This is a genomic window from Pedobacter sp. BMA, from assembly GCF_001027745.1.
GTDB lineage: Bacteria > Bacteroidota > Bacteroidia > Sphingobacteriales > Sphingobacteriaceae > Pedobacter.
Map to the genome: position 1 here is coordinate 536,098 of NZ_LECU01000001.1, position 24,372 is coordinate 560,469.

Annotated in this window: 18 protein-coding genes; 8 read left to right on the forward strand and 10 right to left on the reverse strand. The window is 38.6% G+C overall.

The genetic code is table 11. The features are described from left to right. Positions 1-21: 21 nt before the first annotated feature. Positions 22-1,050: an LLM class flavin-dependent oxidoreductase gene (locus tag AB669_RS02125; protein ID WP_047797603.1), complete on the forward strand. Its 1,029-nt coding sequence runs from the start codon at positions 22-24 to the stop codon at positions 1,048-1,050. 45 nt (positions 1,051-1,095) lie between these two features. On the opposite strand, the gene AB669_RS02130 is transcribed toward AB669_RS02125, so the two are convergent. Continuing rightward, positions 1,096-1,539, reverse strand: a complete 444-nt coding sequence (locus AB669_RS02130) for a DUF4395 domain-containing protein (protein ID WP_047797604.1) — start codon at positions 1,537-1,539, stop codon at positions 1,096-1,098. A gap of 105 nt (positions 1,540-1,644) precedes the next feature. Between AB669_RS02130 and AB669_RS02135 the strand changes: the two genes are divergently transcribed. The 3 genes from AB669_RS02135 to AB669_RS02145 are packed head-to-tail and all read left to right on the forward strand — an operon-like array spanning position 1,645 to position 6,211. Continuing rightward, positions 1,645-4,023 carry a DUF2339 domain-containing protein gene (locus AB669_RS02135; protein WP_047797605.1) on the forward strand — a complete coding sequence of 793 codons (2,379 nt, stop codon included), beginning with the start codon at positions 1,645-1,647 and terminating at the stop codon, positions 4,021-4,023. Then, the gene (locus AB669_RS02140) at positions 4,013-5,233 is read left to right on the forward strand and encodes a hypothetical protein (RefSeq protein ID WP_197082306.1); all 1,221 of its coding nucleotides are present in this window, start codon (positions 4,013-4,015) and stop codon (positions 5,231-5,233) included. Before AB669_RS02135 ends, AB669_RS02140 begins: the two co-directional genes overlap by 11 nt. Positions 5,234-5,254: 21 nt before the next feature. Beyond that, entirely contained in the window at positions 5,255-6,211 is a 957-nt protein-coding gene (locus AB669_RS02145; RefSeq protein ID WP_047797607.1) for a zinc dependent phospholipase C family protein, read from the forward strand. 40 nt (positions 6,212-6,251) lie between these two features. Here AB669_RS02145 and AB669_RS02150 read toward each other — a convergent pair whose 3' ends face one another. The 9 genes from AB669_RS02150 to AB669_RS02190 all read right to left on the reverse strand — a co-directional run bounded on the left by AB669_RS02150 (position 6,252) and on the right by AB669_RS02190 (position 14,520). Then, positions 6,252-6,932 carry a DedA family protein gene (locus AB669_RS02150; RefSeq protein WP_047797608.1) on the reverse strand — a complete coding sequence of 227 codons (681 nt, stop codon included), beginning with the start codon at positions 6,930-6,932 and terminating at the stop codon, positions 6,252-6,254. Positions 6,933-6,994: 62 nt separating this feature from the next. Beyond that, positions 6,995-7,705, reverse strand: coding sequence for a hypothetical protein (locus tag AB669_RS02155; RefSeq protein ID WP_047797609.1), 711 nt, complete (start codon positions 7,703-7,705; stop codon positions 6,995-6,997). A 57-nt stretch (positions 7,706-7,762) separates the two neighbouring features. After that, positions 7,763-8,431 carry a DUF4397 domain-containing protein gene (locus AB669_RS02160; protein ID WP_047797610.1) on the reverse strand — a complete coding sequence of 223 codons (669 nt, stop codon included), beginning with the start codon at positions 8,429-8,431 and terminating at the stop codon, positions 7,763-7,765. Between the two features lie 79 nt (positions 8,432-8,510). Next, entirely contained in the window at positions 8,511-9,635 is a 1,125-nt protein-coding gene (gene dnaN, locus AB669_RS02165) for a DNA polymerase III subunit beta (protein WP_047797611.1), read from the reverse strand. A gap of 33 nt (positions 9,636-9,668) precedes the next feature. After that, complete coding sequence (gene gldG, locus AB669_RS02170; protein ID WP_231582616.1) at positions 9,669-11,357, reverse strand: gliding motility-associated ABC transporter substrate-binding protein GldG; 1,689 nt, start codon at positions 11,355-11,357, stop codon at positions 9,669-9,671. Further along, positions 11,354-12,079 carry a gliding motility-associated ABC transporter permease subunit GldF gene (gene gldF / locus AB669_RS02175; RefSeq protein ID WP_047797612.1) on the reverse strand — a complete coding sequence of 242 codons (726 nt, stop codon included), beginning with the start codon at positions 12,077-12,079 and terminating at the stop codon, positions 11,354-11,356. Before gldF ends, gldG begins: the two co-directional genes overlap by 4 nt. Positions 12,080-12,156: 77 nt before the next feature. Beyond that, the gene (locus tag AB669_RS02180; protein WP_082120562.1) at positions 12,157-12,828 is read right to left on the reverse strand and encodes a porin family protein; all 672 of its coding nucleotides are present in this window, start codon (positions 12,826-12,828) and stop codon (positions 12,157-12,159) included. 34 nt (positions 12,829-12,862) lie between these two features. Continuing rightward, complete coding sequence (locus AB669_RS02185; protein ID WP_047797614.1) at positions 12,863-13,570, reverse strand: ATP-binding cassette domain-containing protein; 708 nt, start codon at positions 13,568-13,570, stop codon at positions 12,863-12,865. A 29-nt stretch (positions 13,571-13,599) separates the two neighbouring features. Beyond that, positions 13,600-14,520, reverse strand: a complete 921-nt coding sequence (locus AB669_RS02190; protein WP_047797615.1) for a glycerophosphodiester phosphodiesterase family protein — start codon at positions 14,518-14,520, stop codon at positions 13,600-13,602. Between the two features lie 91 nt (positions 14,521-14,611). Between AB669_RS02190 and AB669_RS02195 the strand changes: the two genes are divergently transcribed. From AB669_RS02195 to AB669_RS02210, 4 genes are all read left to right on the forward strand, one after another. After that, on the forward strand, positions 14,612-16,255 hold the full coding sequence (locus AB669_RS02195) for a glycine--tRNA ligase (RefSeq protein ID WP_047797616.1): 1,644 nt from the start codon (positions 14,612-14,614) through the stop codon (positions 16,253-16,255). Positions 16,256-16,423: 168 nt separating this feature from the next. Further along, on the forward strand, positions 16,424-17,296 hold the full coding sequence (locus AB669_RS02200; protein WP_047797617.1) for a DUF6252 family protein: 873 nt from the start codon (positions 16,424-16,426) through the stop codon (positions 17,294-17,296). 163 nt (positions 17,297-17,459) lie between these two features. Beyond that, positions 17,460-18,674 (forward strand): M48 family metalloprotease, encoded by a 1,215-nt coding sequence (locus tag AB669_RS02205; protein WP_047797618.1) that lies wholly within the window; start codon positions 17,460-17,462, stop codon positions 18,672-18,674. A gap of 52 nt (positions 18,675-18,726) precedes the next feature. Further along, on the forward strand, positions 18,727-24,198 hold the full coding sequence (locus tag AB669_RS02210) for an AAA domain-containing protein (protein ID WP_047797619.1): 5,472 nt from the start codon (positions 18,727-18,729) through the stop codon (positions 24,196-24,198). Positions 24,199-24,372: the final 174 nt, after the last annotated feature.

Below are 24,372 nucleotides of genomic sequence, written 5' to 3' on the forward strand. Positions count from 1 at the left end.
TGTTAAATAAATTTTAGCACAATGGAATTAGGTATCGGCATGTTTGGCGATTTGCAAATCAATGCAAATGGGGAAATTCAACCCGCACAGCAAAGACTTCAGGAAATTATTGAGGAAATTAAACTGATGGATGAAGTAGGATTAGATTTCTATGGAATAGGTGAACACCATCGTCCTGATTATGCAGTATCAAGTCCCGAAATCATCCTGGCAGCTGCAGCAACAGTTACGAAAAATATCAAATTAGGTAGCGCTGTGTCTGTGTTAAGCTCTTCCGATCCGGTTAAGCTGTACCAGAATTTTGCAACAGTAGATTTGATCTCTAACGGCAGAGCTGAATTGATGGCTGGCCGCGGAAGTTTCATTGAGTCCTTCCCGTTATTCGGCTATAACCTTCAGGATTATGATGAACTCTATGAAGAAAAATTAGAACTCCTGTTAAAAATCAATAAAGAACCCAAAATTACCTGGAAAGGTAAGTTCCGCCCCGAATTAGCTAACCAGGAAGTCCTGCCCCGCGCGGTTAATGATCATTTAAAAATCTGGGTGGCCGTTGGTGGTACGCCTGAATCTGTAGAAAGAGCAGGAAGATTGGGCTTGCCCGTAATGTTTGCCATCATCGGTGGACAACCGGTACAATTCAAGCCACTTTTCGATTACTATAAAAAAGTATATCAGGCTTATGGCCACGACATGAATAAGTTCGAAGTCGGCGTACATATGCACTCCCTATTTGGAGAAAACAGTCAGGAAATTTCCGACTATTATTTCCCGCTGTATTCAGCTCAAATGAATAGAATCGGAAAAACACGTGGCTGGGCTCCCTTTCAACGCAATCAATTTGAAGCAGGAAGAAGCAGCAATGGCGCGCTTATTATTGGTGATGTCAATGAATCGGTAGATAAAATTCTGGCGATGGAGCAAACTTTCGGGCTAACTCGTTTTTCAGCGCATATGGATGTTGGAGGACCATCACATTCAGCGATGATGAAATCAATTGAAATCTTTGGCACACAGATAGCGCCAAAAGTAAGGGCAGCTTTGGGTTAAACAGATGATCAGAAACAGAGCACTCACGCTCTCCCAACCAGCAAATCAATAGCTTTTAGTTTTCTTGAACAGCTGAGTCAAAGTGTAAATGTGACATCCCACACAAACTGCAAATAAACTCTCAAGTAAGGCAAAAAAAGTCATTACCGATGTAAGAATAAGTGCAGCAACTGGAAAGTCGAAAATAAATGTTGCGGTAATCATAAGGCAAAAAACAAAGCCCATGGTTGCTGCAAACTTTTTTGGAGCCAGATCAGTCATCTTAGGCGTTAAGTTCAGGAACCTTGCGGTTTTAGCAGCAATAAATTTCAATAAACTATACTTTCCTACACTAAAAGCCCTCACACCGAAATCAAAAATCAGAAACAGAACAGGCCAGTAGTCAGACCACACAATACATCCGATTGCAATCAGGGCTACCATGAATGCAATCAATCGTACAACATTTTCATTTACTCTTTCGGCAGATACCGGGCACGATAAATCCATATACCTTTATTTATTAGTAAAAATACAAAATTGAATATTGATAAATCTTAAAAATTCATTCCTATATTTATTAACGTAAATTACGCACATCAACCTAAATATAGAATGAATAATTCGGACCAGTTAAACCTGCTTTTAGTTAAGCTCGAAAATTTGTTACTCCGGCAACAAAGCTTTGAAGAGGAAATAGAAGCTTTAAAACAACAAGTAAGAGCCATGCAGTCCACTGGAACTGCCGGGTTATCGCCAAAACCACAAACAAATCCTTTAGCTGTGCCCCCACCAATAAAAACACAGCCGCCACTTGTTCATAATAACACGATACCTTCACAACCTATTCCTGAAAAGTTTAAACCACCTGTAAACCAACCGCTAAGTAATTTTTCAGATCGTTTTAAGCGTGAGAATATGGTTAAATCCGATTTCGAAAAATTCATTGGTGAAAATCTGATCAGTAAAATCGGTATCCTTATCTTAATTTTAGGCGTTGCTATCGGCGCAAAATATGCCATCGATCATGATATGATAAGCCCGCTCACGCGTATTATTTTAGGATATGCAGTAGGAGCCGCTTTGATGACATTTGCAATTAAACTAAAAAACCGTTACGAAAACTTTTCAGCGGTACTTGTGAGCGGTGCCATTGCCATCATGTACTTTATTACCTATGCTGCCTATGATTTTTATTCCCTCATTCCGCAAGCTTTGGCGTTTATATTAATGGTCATATTCACCTCGTTCACGGTAGTGGCCGCAATAAAATACAACAAACAGGTCATCGCGCATATTGGTCTTGTTGGCGCTTATGCAGTCCCGTTTTTACTCAGCGATGGATCCGGTAAAGTGGGCGTCTTGTTTACATATATGGCCATTATCAACATAGGCATTTTAATTCTGAGCTTTAAAAAATACTGGAAACCGCTATTTTATGCCTCCTTTGGATTAACGTGGATCATTTTCTTAGCCTGGAGGCTAAACCTCAGCTCTAATACTGACTTCTTTACGCTGTCATTACTATTCTCTGCTATATTCTTCATCACATTTTACATTACAAACCTGGCATACAAAATCACCAAACAGGAAAGGTTTGAATTTAGCGATGTCGTAATGTTACTCCTAAACTCGTTTATATTTTATGGAATAGGTTATTTTATACTCGCGCAAAATAAAAATAGCGTAGAATTCCTTGGTCTCTTTACACTGGCTAATGCAGTAATTCACTTTTTAGTAGGTTTAATCGTCTACAAAAAACAACTCGCAGATAAAAACCTTTTCTACCTGATCTTAGCAATGGTAATTACCTTTATTACTGTTGCTGTACCTGTGCAACTTAATGGTGGCTGGGTAACAATCTTCTGGGCAGTAGAGGCCGCAGTTTTATTTTATCTAGCTCGGGTAAAGGATATTGCTATATATGAAAAGTTGTCCTTTCCACTAATATTTTTGGCATTTTTTAGCCTCCTGCAAGATTGGACTACCTTTTATGATTTTTACTACGGCAATGATTTTTCCATAACACCAATAATAAATGTTGGTTTTTTAACCGGCTGCATTTTTATAAGTTGTTTTTCCTGGATGCTTCGCGTAAGCAGCGCAAAAACAGAAACGCAGCCTGAATGGCCATGGATAAGACAGGTTTTGACTTATGCCATCCCTTGTATTTTGATCATAGCAACGTACGTAACCTTTAGATTGGAGATTTCGAAATACTTCAACAACCTTACCCAAACGACCAGAATCAGTCTTCATCCACAGGCCAAAACTGATAACCAGACCTATGAATTCAACTATAATTACGAAACACTCGAAACTGCCTGGATTTATATCTACACCTTATTTTTTGCATCAGCACTGACCTTTCTCAACCTTAAAAAACTGAAAAATAATGAGCTTGCTATTGCAAATCTGATCATCAATTTAGTGGTTGTGGTAATATTTCTAACGCATGCCCTGTATACCCTGAGCGAACTTAGGGACCATTATCTTTTTCCAGACACGACTTATTTCACCATAACCACCTTCAATATTGTAATCAGATATGTGTCGATAGCTTTTTTTGCTTTACTGATCTTTCAATGCCATCAGCTCCAGCGCTCAGGGATATTGAAACGTAACTTTAAAACTATGTTCGATTATCTGCTGTATATATCGATTTTGTGGGTAGTGAGTAGCGAGCTGATCAATATCCTGGAGCTATCACATTCGGAGGCGAGTGATAAGTTAGGTTTGAGTATTCTTTGGGGCATCTATGCATTGTTCTTAATCAGTATAGGCCTGGCAAAAAACAAAAAGCATCTACGGATCGGAGCAATGATTTTATTTGGTATCACATTGATTAAACTATTCTTCTACGATATTTATTCACTCTCAACCATTTCAAAAACAATAGTTTTCGTATCATTAGGTGTGCTCCTGCTCATCATATCCTTTCTATATAACAAGTACAAACATTTAATTATTGATGATGCTAAAATTGAAGATTAATTCTTTTTTGTTATTGATGCTGCTCTTCACCATTACGAAAGCACAAACAAATAAATTTAAATTCAGGCGAAATATAACTGGCGTTAATGCAAACTGGCATAAGTTAAAACTGCCGGAAAGATTGTATAAAAATGTCGGTTTAGGCTTTGATGATTTACGAATCTTCGGCATAAATGGTAAAGACACATTGGAAGTACCATACCTTTTGAAACAAAAGGATGACCTGATCAGCAGCCAGGATGTTCCGTTCAAACAAATCAATCAGAGCACTAATACGGAGGGCTACTTCTATACTTTCCATTCGCCACAAGCCAACACCATTAATCAGATTACCTTAAACTTCAAGGATCAGAATTTCGACTGGCATGTAAAACTCGAAGGAAGTAATGATAATAAGGAATGGTTTACTATACTGAATAACTACCGCATCCTGTCAATCAAAAATAGCAGCACCGATTATCATTTCACTAAACTGGACTTTGCAGACTCGAAATATCAGTATTATAGAATTGCCCTGAAAAGTCAGGTTCAGCCTGAACTGTTATCGGCTAAAATTTCTAAAAGCGATACCATCAAAGGAACTTCTCAGGAGGTAAAGTATAAAAAATTTAACATACAGAATGATGCGGTTCAAAAGGTAACAATTATTGATATTCCCCTGGAAAACACAGTGCCGGTTTCATTTTTAAAATTGAAAGCAATGAATAGTTTCGATTTCTACCGACCCCTGAAAATCGAATGTGTAACAGATAGTTTCAAAACCGATAACGGTATTCGCTATAATTATGCAGAACTCTACCAGGGAACCTTCAGCTCATTTGAAAAACCGGAATACCATTTTTTAAACACCATCACTTCAGGATTAAGAATTACCATTCAGAATAATGACAACCAACCCCTGCGCTTAGGTGACTTGGAATTAAAAGGTAATATTTACGAAATTATTGCCCGCTTCGATAATCCTGCACTATCCTATTCACTATATTATGGAAATGAGAAAAGCACCCCGCCGAGCTATGAAATAGAAAAATTTCAAAGCAAAATCCCGCCAGATTTAACTTCCGCAATAATTGGAGATGAAGAGAAAAATCCGGCATATTCCGTAAACACAACTAAACCATTATTTGAAAACAAAGCTTGGCTATGGATAGTAATGGCCATAATTATTGCACTATTAGGTTGGTTTTCATTCAGAATGTTGAAAAATTAAAATACATGATTATATTTAGGTATGAAAAGATTAACGATTCTATCCGCGTTAATCATCCCTCTGCTTCTTTGTACGTCCTGGGGATTCTTTGCGCACCAAAGGATCAATAACCTCGCGGTTTTCACGCTACCTGCTGAAATGGTTGGGTTCTTTAAAAGAAATATCAAATACATTACTCAACATGCTGTAGACCCTGATAAACGTAGATATATCGATAGCCTCGAAGCACCAAGGCATTATCTCGACGTTGAGAATTACGAAAAAGAGATAGATAGCATTCCTGCGAAATTGAATGATGCCAAAACAAAATATGGGGAAGCACACCTGCAAAAGAATGGAACGCTGCCCTGGCAAATTCAGAGAACTTATTATAATTTGGTCGCTGCCTTTAAAACAAGGGATTCAATTAAAATTCTAAAACACGCTGCAGACTTAGGGCATTACATCGGTGATGCTCATGTTCCACTTCATACAACTAATAACCATAATGGCCAGTTAACCAACCAGGTCGGAATCCATGCCTTTTGGGAAAGCCGTTTACCCGAATTATTTTCCACGAATTATAGCTTCCTCGTAGGTAGAGCTCTTTACATTGAAAACCCATTGAAGGAGGCATGGAAAATAATAAAGCACACACACAGCTTAGTAGATACAGTATTGGCTTTCGAGGCACAGCTCTCAGCTTCATTTCCGTCAGATCAGAAATACAGTTTCAATGAAAGAAACAATACAGTTCTGAAACAATATTCATTTGCCTATTCAAAAAAATACCACGAAATGATGGACAAGATGGTTGAAAAACAAATGCGGTCAGCAATCCTGGAAATCGGATCATATTGGTATTCGGCATGGGTAGATGCCGGACAACCTGAACTGAGAAACCTTATCAAAACCGAACCGGATCCGGAAGAGAAAAAGTCAGAATTAAACGCTGAAAAGAAATACCAGGATGGAAAACCAATTGGCCGGGAAATATAGCTACAAAAAAAAGCGGGAATAATCCCGCCTCTATATTTTTCTACTTAGGCTCTTCGCCCTCAATAATTTTTTCGATTTTCTTTGGCTCCATACGGCTTTTTATTGCCGCCCATATCGCTGGAACAAAAGTAACGACAGCAATTGTTAAAATAACAATCTCAAAATTGTTCTTAATAATAGGAATTTGTCCCAGTAAATAACCACCTACCAACAAGGCAAAAATCCAGGCTAAACCGCCAATAATATTATAGTAGGTAAAACGACTGAAAGGCATCTTCGCAATCCCCGCAACAAACGGAGCTATGGTTCTGAAAATTGGTAAGAACCTGCTCAACATGATTGCCTTTCCACCATGCTTTTCAAAAAACTCATGAGACTGATGGTAGTACTTGAGCTTTAGTATTTTGTTATTCTCCTTGAAAACCCCTGAGCCTAGTACGGTTCCGAGTTTATAGTTCAAGGTATTCCCTGTAATGGCAGCAATAACTAAGATAACCAGCATTAACCAGATGTTCAATCCGGTGTTTCCACCCGCAATAAGCGCACCTGCAGCAAAAAGCAAAGAATCACCAGGCAAAAAAGGTGTAACCACAAAACCTGTTTCAGCGAAAATAATCAGGAACAAGATAAGGTACGTCCAGGTTTGGTAATCGCGAATAATCTCTGCTAAATGAACGTCTATATGGGCAATAAAATCCCAAAGTTGATGTAGTAATTCCAAGTTATATGATTTTAGGCAAAAGTAGGGATATCAAATGATTTTATTTGTAATCTTTCAAACAATTAATTGTTCGAAACCAGGCGCTCTTTCAACTTTCCATTTGCAGCACCTTCCAGAATAACGGTGTACACTTTGCCCAAAGCCAAACCCGAAAAACTAATCGAGTCAACCACACCTGTCGAGTCTGCCAAATTAAATAACATAGTTGCCTGATTATTTTTAATATTCGTAAACTCGTAATACTGAGATTTTTTTCCTAATGTAAGCGCACTGGTAAACGTTTTCGCTCTGTTCGTAATTTGTACTGCAGAACCCAATGTATACCCCATATTAATAAACATCACTTTAGCCATTGTTGCATTAGGCCTAACGGTATCCTGATAAACAATCATCTTGGCTTTTCTGCCGGAAGATGCGTCGACCTTAGTATAGTAAATGGAATAGTTTAAACCCAAGCCAAACTTGGTTGTAATGGAAGTATCACTTGATCTTGCAGTAATACTGTTCCTCGCATCGATGATATACTCCTTATCAGCATCAACAACAAAATAAGATGAATTTGTAGCAGTAGCGAGTGCACTAACGCTCGTTAAGTCATTAAATAACCTGTTATTGAAATAAAAGTTCTTGGTCGTATCAGAAATTACAGTGTTGAAAATCCTCACTTTTGCATCTCCGGTTAAGTTACCTTCGTTTTTAATACAGGAACTGGCCAGCAAAATCACAAAAAACAACAGAAAAATTTTTGAGAAGAGAAACCGCGGATTATTCATATATGTAACTAAACAATTAAAACGTAAAGATAGCAGAAAGCATACCAATCTCTGAAATTAATTATCGGCGATCACGTGGGCTTCTAAATTAGCAGCTGTTGTGCCACTAAACCAAATGGTGTAAATCTTGCCCGCGATAAAATTCGAATTATCTATCGTTTTGACATTTCCAGAACCCACAACTGTGTAACGAAGATTAATATCCGCGTCAATAGAAAAATAGTTAGAAGATTCTTTATAGGCTAATGCATTCACAAACTGTGTTCCCGCCTGTACACTCACATTGATCCCCGTAATAAAAGATGGCGTTAAACTAATCAGTTTCACCTTTGCTTTTCCGGTTTCCGTATTACTTAAATTATCCTCATAGCTTACAATCTCCCGGTTTCCTGCCCGGTCGCTGGTTAAAAACGTAGTATAAGTAATCGATGGGGTAAAGTTCATCGATGCTGTAGTTGGCCCGCTGGGAGAATTGGTGAAGGAGATGTTTCTCATGCCCGAAACAATTTTAACATAAGAACTCATTTCCCCAAAAGCAAGTGCTGTGGTGGTCAGCTTGGCATCATCAACATAAACATCCTGATTGGTTTCAGTCGATACCGCATTTACAACTTTCAGTTTAGCCTCTCCTCTTACCACAACATCAGGATCATGTTTTTTGCAGGAGGTTAATGCGGCTGTTAACAAAACGATTAAAAAGAGTGAGAGATTAGTAAAGATTTTCATACGAGCTGATTTGGTTATAAACAAAAATAGCCTGGTCAAAAACCAAGCCATTTTATGTTAAAACTAAAATATCAGTTGGTTAATAGCTGTTATTTAACATAACGGGCATCACCAACATCAACACATCCTCATTTTCATCATTTGTTTGAGGAATTAAAAGTCCTGCTCTGTTTGGTGTTGAAAGCTCCAATGTAACTTCGTCACCACTTAAATTATTTAGCATTTCGATAATGAAACGTGCGTTAAAGCCAATTTCAAGATCTTCACCATCATATTGACAGCTTAAACGTTCATGTGCCTCATTAGCAAAATCTAAATCCTCAGAGGAGATATTTAACTCACTGCCGCTGATCTTTAATCTTACCTGGTGTGTAGTTTTGTTAGCAAAAATCACAACCCGACGAAGTGTGTTTAAAAACAGACTCCTGTCAATGATCAGTTTGTTTGGATTGTTTTGAGGGATTACTGCCTCATAATCAGGATAGCGCTCGTCTATTAAACGACACACCAGATTAATATTTTCAAACTTAAAAAAAGCACTTGTTGCGTTATAATCTACTGATACATTGATATCTGTAGATGGAAGCGCACCTTTTAAAAGCGTCAATGCTTTTTTAGGTAAAATAAATGAAGCTGCTTTGTCTGCCTTGCTATCCATACGGCGGTAGCGCACTAATTTATGTGCATCTGTAGCTACAAAAGTAATGTGCTGTGGAGATAACTGGCAAAATACACCAGTCATGGCCGGACGCAGTTCATCATTACTAACTGCAAATATGGTTTTAGTAATAGCCTCTGTTAAAACTGATGCCGGCAAATTAACAGATGAAGCATTCTCTACAACCGGAATCTTTGGAAAATCATCACCATTTTCACCACTTAATTTGTATTTTCCATCACCGGCACTGATCTCAATCGCAAATGTTGTATCATCAATATTAAAAGCAATCGGTTGATCTGGAAGGGTTTTAAGCGTATCTAATAAAATTTTAGATGGAACTGCTACTTTACCCTCCTCTTTCGATTCTACAGGCAAAGCAGTGGTCATACTCGTTTGCAAATCAGTAGCAGAGATCGTTAAGTTTCCGTCTTTAATTTCGAAAAGAAAATTTTCCAGTATAGGCAAAACCGTACTGCTGCTCGAGGCACCATTTACAGTTTGTAAATGTTTTAATAAAGTTGATGTGGATACAATAAATCTCATGATATCTTTTAGTCTTCTTCAAAAATATAAAAATTATTTAGCGTACTTGTATTTACGATAATAATGTTGAAAAATCGCGAACAATATTAACAATAACAGTGGAACTGCTATATTTACGATCTGCCATTTGGTTTTTTCGAGCTGTATTTTTGCCTTATCCAATAACCTGATCTTAACCTCCTTGTTTCTTAAATCTATTAAATTACCCTCATCCGTGAAATAATCAACAATATTTAACAAAAGCGCTTTATTTCCGAATGTACGTTGAGTATACCGGTCAAAGCCAAGTGGAAATGGCGCACCATCCTTTTCCGAAACCTGATTTTTAAACACGTCTCCATCGCCAATAACAATCATTTTTGCTGGCTTACTCCTTCCGGCAAGAGTATAGGGCTTAGCAATGCCAGCGGGTAGCGGCCTGCCTGCAAACACCGAAGGAAAACTCCCCTCAAGCAATATAGCTGCATTTTGTGGAGCACCTTGAAAATTTCGGGGATCCAGTTGATCGCCAACCATTTGCAAGCTAAACAATTTTGGGGTACTAAATACCTTATTGAACGACGAAGTTGTCAAGATATATGACTTGGATACGCCTGTCACTCCAATAGTATCTACAGTGCTGGGAAATTCCGACTTAATCCCATCCAGTTTTTTCACTACACTGTGCACAGTATCTGCCAGTAGTATGGGATAATATATCCATGGAACCAGCTGCATTTGATTCTGCCCGCCTACAACCCCTGTCGATATCGGAATCTCAGCGGCATTAGCCGGATCCGCAATGACGTTATAATTAACCCTCGCTCCATACATAAACAGCATGTCATCCAGGTTTAAGTTCTTATTTGTTGCCAGTTGGCCGCCGCTTCTCCTCAAACTGTCAAGCTCAGCGGTGACCTGATCTATGCTCCAAAGTACACTTCCACCATTCATCACAAAATAGTTGATCTTATACTTCTCTGTCTCTGTAAACGCCTTTTTCGGCTTCGAAATAACAAGCATGCTCAGCTTATCCAAACCGGCCTGGTCGATAGTGCTCAGGTCTACCCTGCCAACCTCATAGCTGGCCGATAGCGTATGAATGGCATCAGCCAGTTGTAAATCGCTTAACTCGCCGTTCGACTCCGAAAATCCAACACGCGGACTCTTACCCGATAATACTTTTTTTAAACCTGAGGTAAAAACATATTCCAGGTTTTCAATGGCCCGGTTGATATTATCCTCATAACTGCCTCTGGTATCCAGATTCTGAAAAAGTTTTATTGGAAATTCGTTCCCGTTACCTTCTACCATAGCCATTGGAAATACAAGCTTTTGTGTTAAGCCCGAGGCCGTTTTAACACTTAAATTGGTAGCTTCAATCCCGCGCTCGTAAAGGTTATTGATAACTGTATCCTGTTCTGTCTGATTCAATCCCGCAAGCGGATCAACAAAAACAATCTTAAAATCAGTTTTCGAATAAGCGCTATAATCAGATAAAATATCGTTAACTGCTACTCGCAGACGCTTAAAAGCAGGCGGAAGTTCTCCATCCAGATATACGGTAACCACAACTGCTTGCTGATTGTCCTCAAGAATATTTTTGGTTTTATCACTTAATGAAAAACGCTTATCTGCCGTAAAATCAAAACGATAAAAAAAATACTGGCTTATAATATTCAGAACGAAAATTCCAGCCAACAAAATAAAAAAACCTACCCATTTATTTCTAGTCGCCATCATTTCTTACCTCCGATAATTAAGCTGGTTAACAACAGAAACAGAAATGAAAAAGTAATGAAATACATTAAATCTCTGGTGTCTAGCACGCCTCTGCTAATCGCTGTATAGTGCTGGTTGATACCCAGATTGACAATCAATGATTCTATCGATTGAAAGCCCGTGATTTGACTGGAATAATCGAATCCCAAAAATGCAAAAGCACATAACCCTGCGCAAATTACAAAAGCAATAACCTGATTTTTGGTGATTGAGGAAGCAAATATCCCGATAGCAGTGAAAGAAGCGCCCAGTAGAAATAAACCAATGTAAGAGCCAATAACCGCCCCCGAATCAATATTACCCTCCGGAAAACCAAGTTTCGAAATTGAATAGTAATACACCAGTGTGGGTATCAGTGCAAATAAAACTAATACCAGGCTCGCGAAATATTTTGCAAAAACGATTTGCCATACTGTAACTGGCCGGGTAATTAAAAGCTCAAAGGTTCCTTCCCGTTTTTCCTCAGCAAATGAGCGCATGGTAATCGCCGGAATTAAAAACATAAATAAATAAGGAACCAGACTAAAAAAACCACTCAGTTCAGCATAACCATAATCCAGAATGGATGTATCGGGAAAAACCCAAAGCAATAATCCGGAAACCAGAAGAAAAATGCCAATGGTGATATAAGCAACCATTGAACTTAAAAAACTAAAGAATTCGCGTTTAAAAACTGCGTACATGGGCTATTGAAACGTCGAAGTTAACTAAATAATAATTCAATTATGAAATAATGCAATCCCTAATTAATTCCAGACAATCATAATGCGTAACCCAAACCAGCTGAGAAAACAAGATTCCGAGCGTCAAGATAAGTATCACTGGAATTGGATATTTTAAATGCACTTGCACTGATACCGGAGTGAATGTTTATGCCGTTGCCAAATGTATACCCGGCAAGTGCATTTCCGCCCAGGTCAAACCGCTTGAAGTTTTTGGTTGAACCAAATTCAATAGCTTGCTTAGTTTGCGTAGCAATATTCGTATTACTGAAAGTGTATTTTGCCGTGCCAGAAAGTGCATAGGCAACGTAAGGCCCCAAACCCACAAAAAAACTGCCCGCTTTAAATGGAAAAACAAGAACAAGATTCGCAGGGAGTTCAAGATAAGTCAGATTGATTATAGCTGATGAGGGTGAGTTTGGCAGATAACTGTAATAAGAAACCTTTGTACCTTTTCCCGAAACAGAAAATCCTGGTTGCACCGATAGGTTTTTACCTACAGGTAAATTCACTGTTGCTCCAAAATAAAAAGAAGTATTGATATCACTTTCTTTAATGCCGCCACCATCGTAAGCGATCGCATCGTTAGAAGTATGTATATTGGGAAACGTTACCCCCGCCTTTACTCCAATCTTTAAAGGTTCCCGCTGCGCCATAGCACTAGCCGAAATGATGGAGAAAAAAAACAATAAAAAGACTGTTCGCTTCATCTATATGTCAATTTGCCGCTAAATATAAAAAATCCTAAGCTGTTAATTTCCTGAAAATATGCTCTAGTGAGTTATCCCCATATGTTTTCTTTATCCCCTCAAGAGAATCGTTCGCAACGATTTTACCCTTGCTGATGATGATAATGTCATCACATATTGCTTCAACCTCCTGCATAATATGCGTGGAGATAACTACAGTCTTATTTCTCCCAAGCTCCTTGATTAACGCCCGGATATCTACCAGTTGATTGGGATCTAACCCAGAAGTTGGCTCATCCAGAATTAAAACTTCTGGATCATGGATAATGGCCTGAGCTATTCCCACCCGCTGTTTATACCCCTTAGATAACATCCCTATCTTTTTATGTTGCTCTGGAGTTAACCCTACCAGTTTGACGACTTCGTCAATCCGCTGCGATAGGTTTTTAAGTGCATAAGTTTCCCCAACAAAACTTAAAAACTCTTTCACATACATTTCCATATAAAGCGGTGTATTTTCAGGGAGGTAACCAATGTGCTTTTTAGCTTCTATAGCATGGGTGAAAATGTTATAACCCGAAATCGTTGCATTACCCGAGGTGGGCTCCAGATAACCCGTAAGCATCCTCATGGTTGTTGATTTTCCTGCACCGTTCGGACCAAGAAAACCCAAAATACGCCCGGGTTTTGCATCAAAACTAATTGAATCGACCGCTTTCTGTTTGTCGTAATGTTTGCTAAGTTTCTCGACTGAAATACTCATGTTGTTTAATTAGAAGTCAGTTGTCATCATTAGTTAATGTGCTCCGAACTTAGCTTTTTATTATACCTGAACTTATTCAGTTCCTCCGAAGCCTGAGGCAAATTATCGCCCGAAAGAATATCTGCTCCATTATTCACCAAATGATAATAAACATTCTTCGCCGGACTAGTAATGGCACTTTTATCAATATTTCCGATTGTACCTAGTATAGTAGTGATTCCCTTAGAATGAAGAAACTGATATAATTCCTTTTCCGGAGCAGAAACGCCAACAAAGGCAACAATCCTGCTATCTGGAATTCCCAGACCATTCAGTCTTTTCAACTCCGCTTTTTTCTGAACAGATGCTGAAATCATTAAATCGGGCGCCAATTGATGAACTTCCCTGGCCTGATCTGCAGTATAGGTGATGATAATGGAATTACTTTCAACCTTATATTGCCTCACCTTTTCAATTACTTTAGCATAGGAGACCCCTTTTTTTAAATCTATAGTCAATAGAACTTTTCCTTTGCTCCAACTCAAAACGCTATCTAAAGTAGGAATTTTAAAGCTGGTCTCTTTCCCTGCATAATCTTTTAAATTAAATGCTTTCAATTCTTCATAAGTATAACTACCGATATTCCCCTTTCCTGTTGATGTCCTTTCCAGTTGATCATCATGCATAATCACCATTACAGAATCTTTACTATACGCAATATCAAACTCTATAATCACAGGATTAAAAGTCGTTGCATTTTCAAACGTTTCAATGCAGTTCTCAGGAAATCCAGGCATCGGCCCACCCCGGTGCGCACTAATTAGTGGAAAACGGTTTTCCGGTGTCCATTTTAAAAAACCGTATAATTCCCCGGTATTATTAAAACGAATATAATGATGAACTTTTTCCTTTTGCTTACACGAGGTAAATACAACAACAAAAGCAAGAAAAAGCAGCTGACGAAATTTCATGGTTCAAAAATAGAAAAAATTGGACGATGTGAGAGCGCCTTTTACGGCTTACCTTTAAACCCTCCGCCTTTTTATTATCTTTGCCTCTATTATGGCTCAAAAGAATAACGACGAACAATTTAAAAATGTAATCTCACACGCTAAAGAATATGGTTTTGTATTCCAGAGCAGTGAAATATATGATGGCTTAAGTGCTGTTTACGATTATGGCCAGCTCGGTGCCGAACTAAAAAACAATATCAAATCATATTGGTGGAAAGCCATGGTTCAAATGCATGAGAATATTGTTGGCATCGACTCTGCAATTTTTATGCATCCAAAAGTATGGAAAGCAAGTGGTCACGTAGATGGATTCAACGACCCAATGATCGATAACAAAGATTCAAAAAAACGTTATCGGGCCGATCAGCTCTTAGAAAACAAAATTGACGAGTTATATTCAGAGCTGGCTAACTTTAGCTCGGAAAACAAAGCAAAGTTCGAAGAATTCCAACAGGAAATACTAGGCTTAAGTGACGAAGGACAGGCAAGCTGGATTCCCGGATTTAAAGAAGAAAATTCAATTTTAGATGCCGGACAATACCCTTTTGTAGATGAAGCAAGCTGGAGATTTGTAAAAAAAGGCCTTACACTGGAAGTTGAAATGAATCTGGCGCTGAAAGCTGAGAATCTTGCACAACTAAAAGATTTGATTGTTGATTACAAAGTAATCTGCCCAATTTCAAAAACCTCAAACTGGACCGATGTCCGCCAGTTTAACCTGATGTTTAGCACCCAGTTTGGTGCAATGGCAGAAGGCAGTGACGAAGTTTACCTCCGTCCGGAAACGGCACAGGGTATTTTCGTAAACTTTCTAAATGTTCAAAAATCTGGAAGGATGAAAATTCCCTTTGGTATTGCACAGATAGGTAAAGCTTTCCGTAACGAGGTAATTGCACGCCAGTTCATTATGCGTATGCGCGAATTCGAACAGATGGAAATGCAATTCTTCGTTCGTCCGGGAGAGGATAAAAAGTGGTTCGAATATTGGAAAGACGCACGTCTGAAGTGGCATAAAGCGCTGGGAACTAATCCGGAAAAATACCGTTACCACGATCACGTGAAATTGGCCCACTATGCTAACGCTGCAACGGATATAGAATTTGAATTTCCATTTGGGTTCAAAGAAGTAGAAGGTATACACAGCCGTACTGATTTTGATTTAACTCAACATCAGGAGTTTTCTGGAAAGAAAATGCAGTATTTCGATAACGATTTAAACGAAGAGGGTAAACCTTACGGTAACTATGTTCCATACGTTATCGAAACATCGATCGGTTTAGACCGCATGTTCCTCTTAACCATGATCAATGCTTTTGAAGAACAGGACTTAAGTACAGAAGAAAAGCAGGATAGCCGTACTTTATTACGATTACACCCGGCTTTGGCACCTTACAAGGTGGCTGTTTTCCCACTAACCAAAAAAGATGGTTTACCTGAAAAAGCCCGTGAGATTATGGATGCATTGAAATTCGATTTCAATTGTATTTACGAAGAAAAAGATGCGATAGGTAAACGTTACCGCCGTCAGGATGCCATTGGTACACCTTTTTGCTTAACAGTAGATCACCAGAGCTTGGAAGACAGTACAGTTACCATTCGTCACCGCGACAGTATGGAACAGGAACGTATAGCCATTGCCGATTTAGGCAACATTATCGGCAATGCGGTGAGCTGGAAAACACTTTTGGCCTAACCAGAAACACATTTCTCAACACATTAACTTAGATATGAAGTCGCAAGCAAAAGCTTGCGACTTTTTTTTGGACCTTTTAAGCCCCTAAAACACATTTGAACTGAATCCCTAAAAAACTTATATTAGCACCCAATTAATCAAACAAATAACTATCACAATTTTACGCTCGTGAAAACAAACAAACTTTTTATTGTTCTGGCCTGCCTGTGCCTCATCATCATTTCTGCCTGCAAAAAAGAAATCGACTGGAGTTCTGAGCAGGGAAAATCCACAATGAGTGGAAAAATTGACGGTATTTTACTCGAATGCACCACCTCCGCAGCAGCATTTTACCCACTCGGTAACAAAACAACAGTACAAATTATCGGGTCAAAAGAATTGAGCGGCTTCAGCTTAACCATCGACGATTTCAAAGGTGCAGGGACTTACAATGTTTCTGGCACCAATATGGCTATTTATCTGAAGGGTGTTAGCGGCCTCCAGGATGCTTATCTGGGTACAACCAACGGAACGATCAAAATTATCAGTTACACGGAAAATAAAATCCTGACGGGCACATTCGAATTTAAAGGGGAAAATACGAATACATCGCTCGAAAAAACAATCACAGAAGGTAAGTTTTCCATTAGCCTGGTACCAGTTAAATTACCTGAAATAAACAGCACAACCAATAATCTGTCAGCAAAAGTTGATGGCATAGCAACTGGTTTTACCGGCGAAGCTATGTCTGCAAATACCGCTATGGGAAAAGTTCTTTCTATCGTTACAGTAAATGGTGATAAAAGAATGATTTTAGCTACTTCCAGTTATAAAGGAGTTGGCACCTATACCATGCCTGCCGATGCCGATGGTGTTTACATGAAAGACCAAACAGCTACAGGATCATTTTCGAGTGATAGCGGCACATTAAAAATCACAAGCGAAACCAGCAACCGGATCAAAGGCACTTTTTCTTTCACCGCTAAGAATGAAGATACCCGCATTAATACCTCAGTATCAGTTACAGAAGGCACTTTTGATATTCCATTAACAAAAATGTAAAAAACCAGAGCTGATAACTGAATGCCCTGGCTGATATAAATTCAGTCAGGGCATTATTTTTTACAGGTATTTCAAGAAGCCATGATTTGTCTCAAAATTTTTATATCTAAATCATTCGGTAGCTGAAGTAGAAAATTGTACCTTGAAACGTAATTTTTCTCATATGCTCTTAATCAATAACTACCTGCAAAAAGTAAGCGATTACTTTAAAAATCAGACAAAAACATGGAATTTCTTTGCCATTGATAAAAATAAGGAAGAGCAGCTGGAACAGTTTAAAACTGAACTGTTAAAAAACACTTACAAATTCGATGAAAAAAGTGATCAGTTTATTTACGATAAAGTTAACAAAGCCAAAGAACACCTTAACCTCGGCACACTACCTGTTACGGTTTATCAGGCGCAATATTCTGATGAATTAAATGCTAATATCGTTTATTTAAATAATGAGGCCCACATTGTATTTAGTGGTTCGATTACGAAAATATTAAACGAAGAAGAGTTACTTGCAGTGTTGGCACATGAACTTTCTCATATTAAGCTTTACACCATGCTTAACGGAGATCTGGAAATTGCCGACCGCATTATTACTTCAATAGCAAATAATTACGGCAGCGAACCCGCCTGGTTTGAAACTGCCAGGCTATTCAGGCTCTATACCGAAATATTTTGCGATCGGGGCGCTTACACTGTTCTTCAAAATATCGACCCCATTATCACAAGTCTGGTAAAAGCCTCAACAGGTTTAGAAAACGTGAACGTAGAAAGCTATCTGAAACAGGCCGACGAATTATTGTCAAGGGATAATAATTTTAAAACCGCTGCTGCTACTCATCCCGAAAACTTTATCCGTGCAAAAGCAATTCAGCTTTGGCATATGAAAAAAGAAGAAGCTGAAAAGGAAATTACGACCATGATTGAGGGCCTGACCGATATAGACCAGCTCGATATTTTTAAACAAAAAGAGCTTTCCTTGCTAACCCAAAAATTCATCAGCTTAATGCTAAAACCAGGGTGGTTTAAATCAGTCACTGTAATGAGTCTGGCAAAACAATACTTTCCTTCCTATAAGAGTGATGACAGCATACTGCTTGGAGAAGATATGGTTGAAAGTTTTAAAAATGCCCATCAGAGCATTAAGGATTACTTTAGCTATGTATTAATGGATTTTGCTATGGCTGATCCGTCGCTCGAAGAAGTTCCGTCGGGGTGGGCCTTTCAGCTGGCCGAAGATCTCTTTCTGAAAGAAACATTTGACGAGCTAATTAAAAAAGAACTGAAATTCAGTGATAAAAAACTCCAGCAATACAGACAGAAAACATTGTCAGCTTATTATGAAGTCAAAGAAAGCGATAGCGAACAGATTTATGACGGGTAAACACCGGTAACATCCTTCTCAAAATAATTTGCCATTTGCTAAAAAAACAACCATGACTCCTGATAAAATTACATTCAAAACTTTCCTCAATACAGCTTTTGATAAGGGCCAGTACGCAACTGATGATATTATTGCTTTTGTGACCCCGCTATTTGAAGAAGTTTTAAGTTTTCACGAAAATAACCAGGTTGCACCCTTTTATAATGACGATGCCATCTTTATTACAGAAGCTGCAATTGATATTGATGAAAATCTCACATCACGCCCTCAATACAATACTTCGAAAATCACTGAACTGTTTAAATCTCTGAAATCTAAACAATTCCATATTGTTGAACGCGAAAAATTAGAGGCCGATATAGACAAGGGGACTTATAACAGCGAAACGGTTCATATTCACACAGCTATCAATGAACCATTAAGTTACCCTGCTTATTTAACCGGATACAACTGTTTTGAAATATTACTCAATCATCACGATGCGCAGACAGATATTTTTTGCCTCGGACTGATATTGGGAAGTTTAGCTTTGAGCTTAAACCTGTACGACAAGGATGATCTGGTTACCTTTACCAGATACCGCCAGAATCCGGTTCAGTATAACCAGCGCATACATCCTACCATAAGTGCACTCATTAAGGAAATGACAGAACTGGATCGGCAGTTAAGAAGTCAGGATTTGTACGATGTGATTCACCGGTTAAAATTTTACCGCGATTACGACATCGAAAAGCAAGTCGATTTAAGTCATATTGCAGGTTGGGTTAATAAGGAACTAAAGGAACGTAGCCAGTTTATTCTGAATAAATTACGAAACAGGTTGTTTGATACCAGCAGAAGAAACAGGCTGTTATACTATAAGCCCAATATGCGTTTTGTAAACCTGACGGTAAGCAGTGTACCTATGGTTTTGCATTATCAAAGTATTCGCCCCGACCTTCTCTTTACATGGAACAGTGAAATTTCTGCCAAAGTTAAAGGCATGAAAGAAATTGTACTGAACAAGTATCTGCGTTTTGAAGATCACAATTATTTACCAGGTGCGTTAGACAAGATCAGGGTAGAAAGTCAGAGAGATATTCAGGAGTATGGATTTAGTCAGTTAAAACTGGTAATCACGTTTTTAAACTGGCACAACTTAAAGGAAGATATCAGTGAGCGTATTCAAAGTCCGCTGTTGATGATCCCTGTAGAACTTAAAAAAACAAAAAAATTAAAGGAAGATCATTATACCGTTCAGGTTCTTGATAATGCCGCCGAAGTAAACCCGGTACTGGCTAATCAGCTTCGTGAACTATATGGAATTAAACTGCCCGATTTTGTTGATCTTGATGAAATGAGTATTGAACAATTTTATCAGATCTTAAAATCGCAGATAGATAGTGCAAACCAGGGAATACAGCTTCAGTTTATACAGAAACCCCTCATAAAGCTCATTCATGGCGTAGCCAAACAAACTGTTGGAAACTACCGTAAACGCCTGCGAAAAAACTCAGGTTTAGACAGCTATAAAAATATTGGATACAGCTACCAGCATGAACATTTTAAACCCCTTGGATTAGAAATATTTAAACAAAGAATTGAACAGAATCCTTCATTTCTTGAATTTTTAATTAACGACGAGATAAAACTGGCCAGTAAGCAACTTACCGGAGACCAGAATAACGGACGTGAGCTTTTTGAATTAACTGAAAATGCAAATAACCCCTACAGCTGGGATTTTGATACCTGCAACATGGTTCTGGGCAATTTCAACTATAAAAAAATGAGCCTGGTTCGCGATTACAACCATGTTATCGATAACAAAGTTCAGCATGAGGTGTTCGAATCACTTTTCAGTAATCAGCCGAAGCAGATCAGGGAACATCATATCAATTTAAATAAGCTTGAAGACTGGAATCATGTAATCACAGCCGACCCTGCACAAACAAAGGCCATTCTGCAAAGCCGTACCGGCGAAAGCTATATTATCCAGGGGCCGCCTGGAACCGGAAAAAGTCAAACCATTACCAACCTTATCGCCGATTTTTTGGCACAAGGCAAAAATATCCTCTTTGTTTGCGAAAAGAGAGCTGCACTGGATGTGGTATTTCATCGCCTTAAACAAAACGGACTTGATGAACTTTGCTGTTACATACACGACAGTCAGGGAGATAAACGCGAATTCATCAAAAATTTAAAAACAACCTACGAAGAATTTATCCGTAACAGAAAAGATCTGCAACTGATTATTCAAACCAAGCACAGTTTAATCACCGACCTCAATGTACAGCTAAATACCTTACTGCAATTTCATCAGCACCATAACGAAATACCCGAAACAGCAGGCATTCCGATTCGGAAGCTGATTGATAGAGTCATAGAACTTAAAAACCAGATTTTACCTTTACAGCCCCGTCAGGAAGAGTTGGTACCCGACTATAAGCAATGGGTAGATTTTGGTGAAATGATTGTAGCACTAAGTAAGCAGCTGGAAGAAACAGGTGCCGAACCCGAATTTGCCGGTCACCCGCTGAGTAAGTTAAACGATGAGGTTTTTAATCAGGAAAACCCCTTAAATTACCTCGAAAACCTCATTAAAGATTTGCAGCATTCGCTAACTGATATAGATAACTTTATCCATACCAATCAAATCAGCTCCGAACACTGTACCTATCTTACACAGCTAACAGAACTCGCTGAAGATGCCCTTTTACTTGCACCCTTTGTAGAATTTAATAACACAGAGTTGCTTGGAGCAAATTCAGCTGCAGCAAAAGCCTTTGATAAGGAAATCAGTCAGTACAAACAGTTGCAGCAAACGCTCGATAACCTGACCGAACAAAACCTGAACTGGCTTCACAAATTAAGCAGGCAGGATTTGGCAAATGCACTGGCACTGGCAGATAAAAATGAAGGTGCTTTTTTTAGTTTTTTAAATGGCAGCTGGAGGACCTTAAAAAAGCAATTACAACAATCTTATAACTTTAGCCAGCATCTTGTAAAGCCAACCTTTAGGAGCATATTGCAACTTTTAAAAACTGAATATGATACAGCAGATGATTTACTCCGAAACAAAAGTCAATTGCAGGAAAATTATCATTTCCAAGATATTGAAGATACATTACTTAAGATCAGCAGCATCAGACAAAAACGTGGCGATCAGGAAATAGATTATTTAATTACACATCCCGATGCCTCCGCATTAATTAAGAAACTTAACAAAATCTATCCGGCCCTTCCGGTACTTGCAGAAAAACTTGAATTGTGCCTGGTACAAAGCCGGCAAAAATCTTTTAATGAACTGCAGGATGACTTAGAAAGTATTTTGATGAACATCGAAAGCTTACCTGATTTACTTCCTGCATTGAAAGATTACAGCAAAGCATCTGAAAATGTAAAAACCTTACTTAACAGTATCCCGATAACGCCGGTTGAAACAGAAGCTTCAATGGCTAATAAAACTTTAAAACAGTTTTATCAGTACAATAAAGCTTTCGCAGCAACAGATATTCAAAGCATCGAAAAGGCAGTAAATCAGATCAGGCAGGGTTATAAAAAATTATTAAAGCTCAATGCCGAACAAATAAGGGCAACAGTGCGCCAGCGCTTCCTCGATCATATTGAATTGGGTAATATGGCCCCTAGTCAGCTAAATCCTCAGCAAAAGGCATTTAAGAAGGATTATAACGAAGGCAGAAAAATTCTTGAAAATGAATTTGGCAAAAGCATGCGCTATAAAAGTATCAGGGAATTAAGTGCAAAAGAAAGCGGACTTGTTTTAAAAGACATTAAGCCGGTATGGTTAATGAGTCCGTTGAGCGTAAGTGACAGCCTTCCGTTAAACACAAATTATTTTGATGTGGTAATTTTTGACGAAGCCAGTCAGATTACCCTCGAAGAAGGAATCCCCGCATTGTATAGAAGTCCTCAAACGATTATTGTTGGTGATGATAAACAGATGCCGCCATCCAATTTCTTTTCGGCAAAGGCCGAAGATCCCGATGATCTGGAAACAGATGAAACTGATAATGAAAACGAACTCCTGAGTGCAGATGCAGATAGTTTACTGGTACAGGGAAGCAGAAAACTCGACAGTACAATGCTGAGCTGGCACTACCGCAGCCATTATGAAACTCTAATCAGTTATAGTAACCATGCCTTTTACGAAGCAGGTTTATTAACAATTCCTGATAAAACAGTTCATCATAATGAAAAGGAAGCAATTGAAGTTAACAGCCCCGATGATGCGGCCAAATTTGCCGGTACACTGTTCGACAGGAGTATCAGCTTTCATTTTCATCCTGACAGTGTTTACGAAAAACGCAGCAATACCGGAGAGGCAAACTATATTGCATTGTTGATAAGGGAGTTGTTAACAAATGGAACCAAAGACAGCATTGGTATTGTTGCATTTAGTCAGGAACAGCAACATGCTATTGAAAACGCATTATCGAGCCTTGCTGCAAGCGATAAAGCTTTCGAATTGCTTTTGGAAGAAGCTTATAACAGAACTGAAGACGAACAGTTTGTTGGCCTGATTATTAAAAACCTCGAGAACATTCAGGGAGATGAACGCGATATCATCATCATGAGTGTTTGCTATGGCTTTGATAGCCGCAAAAAAATGTTAATGAATTTTGGCCCTGTAAATAAAAAGGGTGGCGAAAAAAGGCTAAATGTAATTTTTAGCCGTGCCAGAAAACACATGGCCGTGGTAAGCAGTATTAAATACTACAATATTACAAATGAATATAACGAAGGTGCAAGCTATTTCCGCAGGTTTCTGCAATATGCAGAAAGCGTATCAAACGGCAATATGCAAATGGCCAGAACAATTCTGGATAGTTTGATTTTCAGCAAGAAACAAGTTATCCGTCAGGATAGTAACATCGTGTTGCAACAGATCAAAAAAGAACTCGGAAACAGAGGATTTGAAGTACAGGAAAATGTCGGGCAGAGTACATTTAAATGTTCGCTCGCAATTAAACTTCATCCTTCAGATAAAACTTATACCCTGAGTATCCTTGTCGACGATGAAGCCCATTACAGCAACGATAATCTATTGGAACAGTATTATCAGCGGCCTGCTATTCTAAAATCATTTGGCTGGCAAACCATGCACTTATTCGCCAAAGACTGGCTCAATAACCCTCAAAAAATGACAGATATCATCCTAAAAAGGATAAATGAGGTTCAGATTGAGAATAATGACGACGATACAGAGCTGCCGGCCTTTAACAGTGTTGCGCCGGTAGAATCTTTAAACAGTGAGGTGAATGCATTAAACAACAGCCAGGATAAAACAGAAACCATAGCTGGATATGAGCATATAAAGTTCGACCGCCTGGTTTTTGCAGATATGGGCAGTAACAAATTCTGGGAATCGGCACTGGACGAATCAAAACTAATAGTCAGGTTTGGAAGAACCGGAACCAAAGGACAAGTAAATATTAAAACTTTTGAGACAGTAGAAATGGCACAAAAAGAAAGAGATAAGCTCATTCGCGAAAAACTGAATAAAGGTTATAAAACTCAAAATTAGTAGCGTTTAACAGGATGTCTCCTGGTTGTTCATTTGGATCAGGAGATAATCACCTTAGAAATTGAATGCTATTGCAAAACTGGTTGATAACGAAATCGATAATCTTTGAGTCATAAATTACTTCCGGCTTAAAGCAAATTTTCATTTCGCCAGTTGCTCTTATATATTTGTTTA

Coding starts and splice junctions, on each gene's coding strand:
- AB669_RS02125 (WP_047797603.1), top strand. CDS start 22: ATGGAATTAGGTATCGGCATGTTTGGCGATTTGCAAATCAATGCAAAT.
- AB669_RS02130 (WP_047797604.1), bottom strand. CDS start 1,539: ATGGATTTATCGTGCCCGGTATCTGCCGAAAGAGTAAATGAAAATGTT.
- AB669_RS02135 (WP_047797605.1), top strand. CDS start 1,645: ATGAATAATTCGGACCAGTTAAACCTGCTTTTAGTTAAGCTCGAAAAT.
- AB669_RS02145 (WP_047797607.1), top strand. CDS start 5,255: ATGAAAAGATTAACGATTCTATCCGCGTTAATCATCCCTCTGCTTCTT.
- AB669_RS02155 (WP_047797609.1), bottom strand. CDS start 7,705: ATGAATAATCCGCGGTTTCTCTTCTCAAAAATTTTTCTGTTGTTTTTT.
- AB669_RS02160 (WP_047797610.1), bottom strand. CDS start 8,431: ATGAAAATCTTTACTAATCTCTCACTCTTTTTAATCGTTTTGTTAACA.
- dnaN (WP_047797611.1), bottom strand. CDS start 9,635: ATGAGATTTATTGTATCCACATCAACTTTATTAAAACATTTACAAACT.
- gldG (WP_231582616.1), bottom strand. CDS start 11,357: ATGATGGCGACTAGAAATAAATGGGTAGGTTTTTTTATTTTGTTGGCT.
- gldF (WP_047797612.1), bottom strand. CDS start 12,079: ATGTACGCAGTTTTTAAACGCGAATTCTTTAGTTTTTTAAGTTCAATG.
- AB669_RS02180 (WP_082120562.1), bottom strand. CDS start 12,828: ATGAAGCGAACAGTCTTTTTATTGTTTTTTTTCTCCATCATTTCGGCT.
- AB669_RS02185 (WP_047797614.1), bottom strand. CDS start 13,570: ATGAGTATTTCAGTCGAGAAACTTAGCAAACATTACGACAAACAGAAA.
- AB669_RS02190 (WP_047797615.1), bottom strand. CDS start 14,520: ATGAAATTTCGTCAGCTGCTTTTTCTTGCTTTTGTTGTTGTATTTACC.
- AB669_RS02195 (WP_047797616.1), top strand. CDS start 14,612: ATGGCTCAAAAGAATAACGACGAACAATTTAAAAATGTAATCTCACAC.
- AB669_RS02205 (WP_047797618.1), top strand. CDS start 17,460: ATGCTCTTAATCAATAACTACCTGCAAAAAGTAAGCGATTACTTTAAA.
- AB669_RS02210 (WP_047797619.1), top strand. CDS start 18,727: ATGACTCCTGATAAAATTACATTCAAAACTTTCCTCAATACAGCTTTT.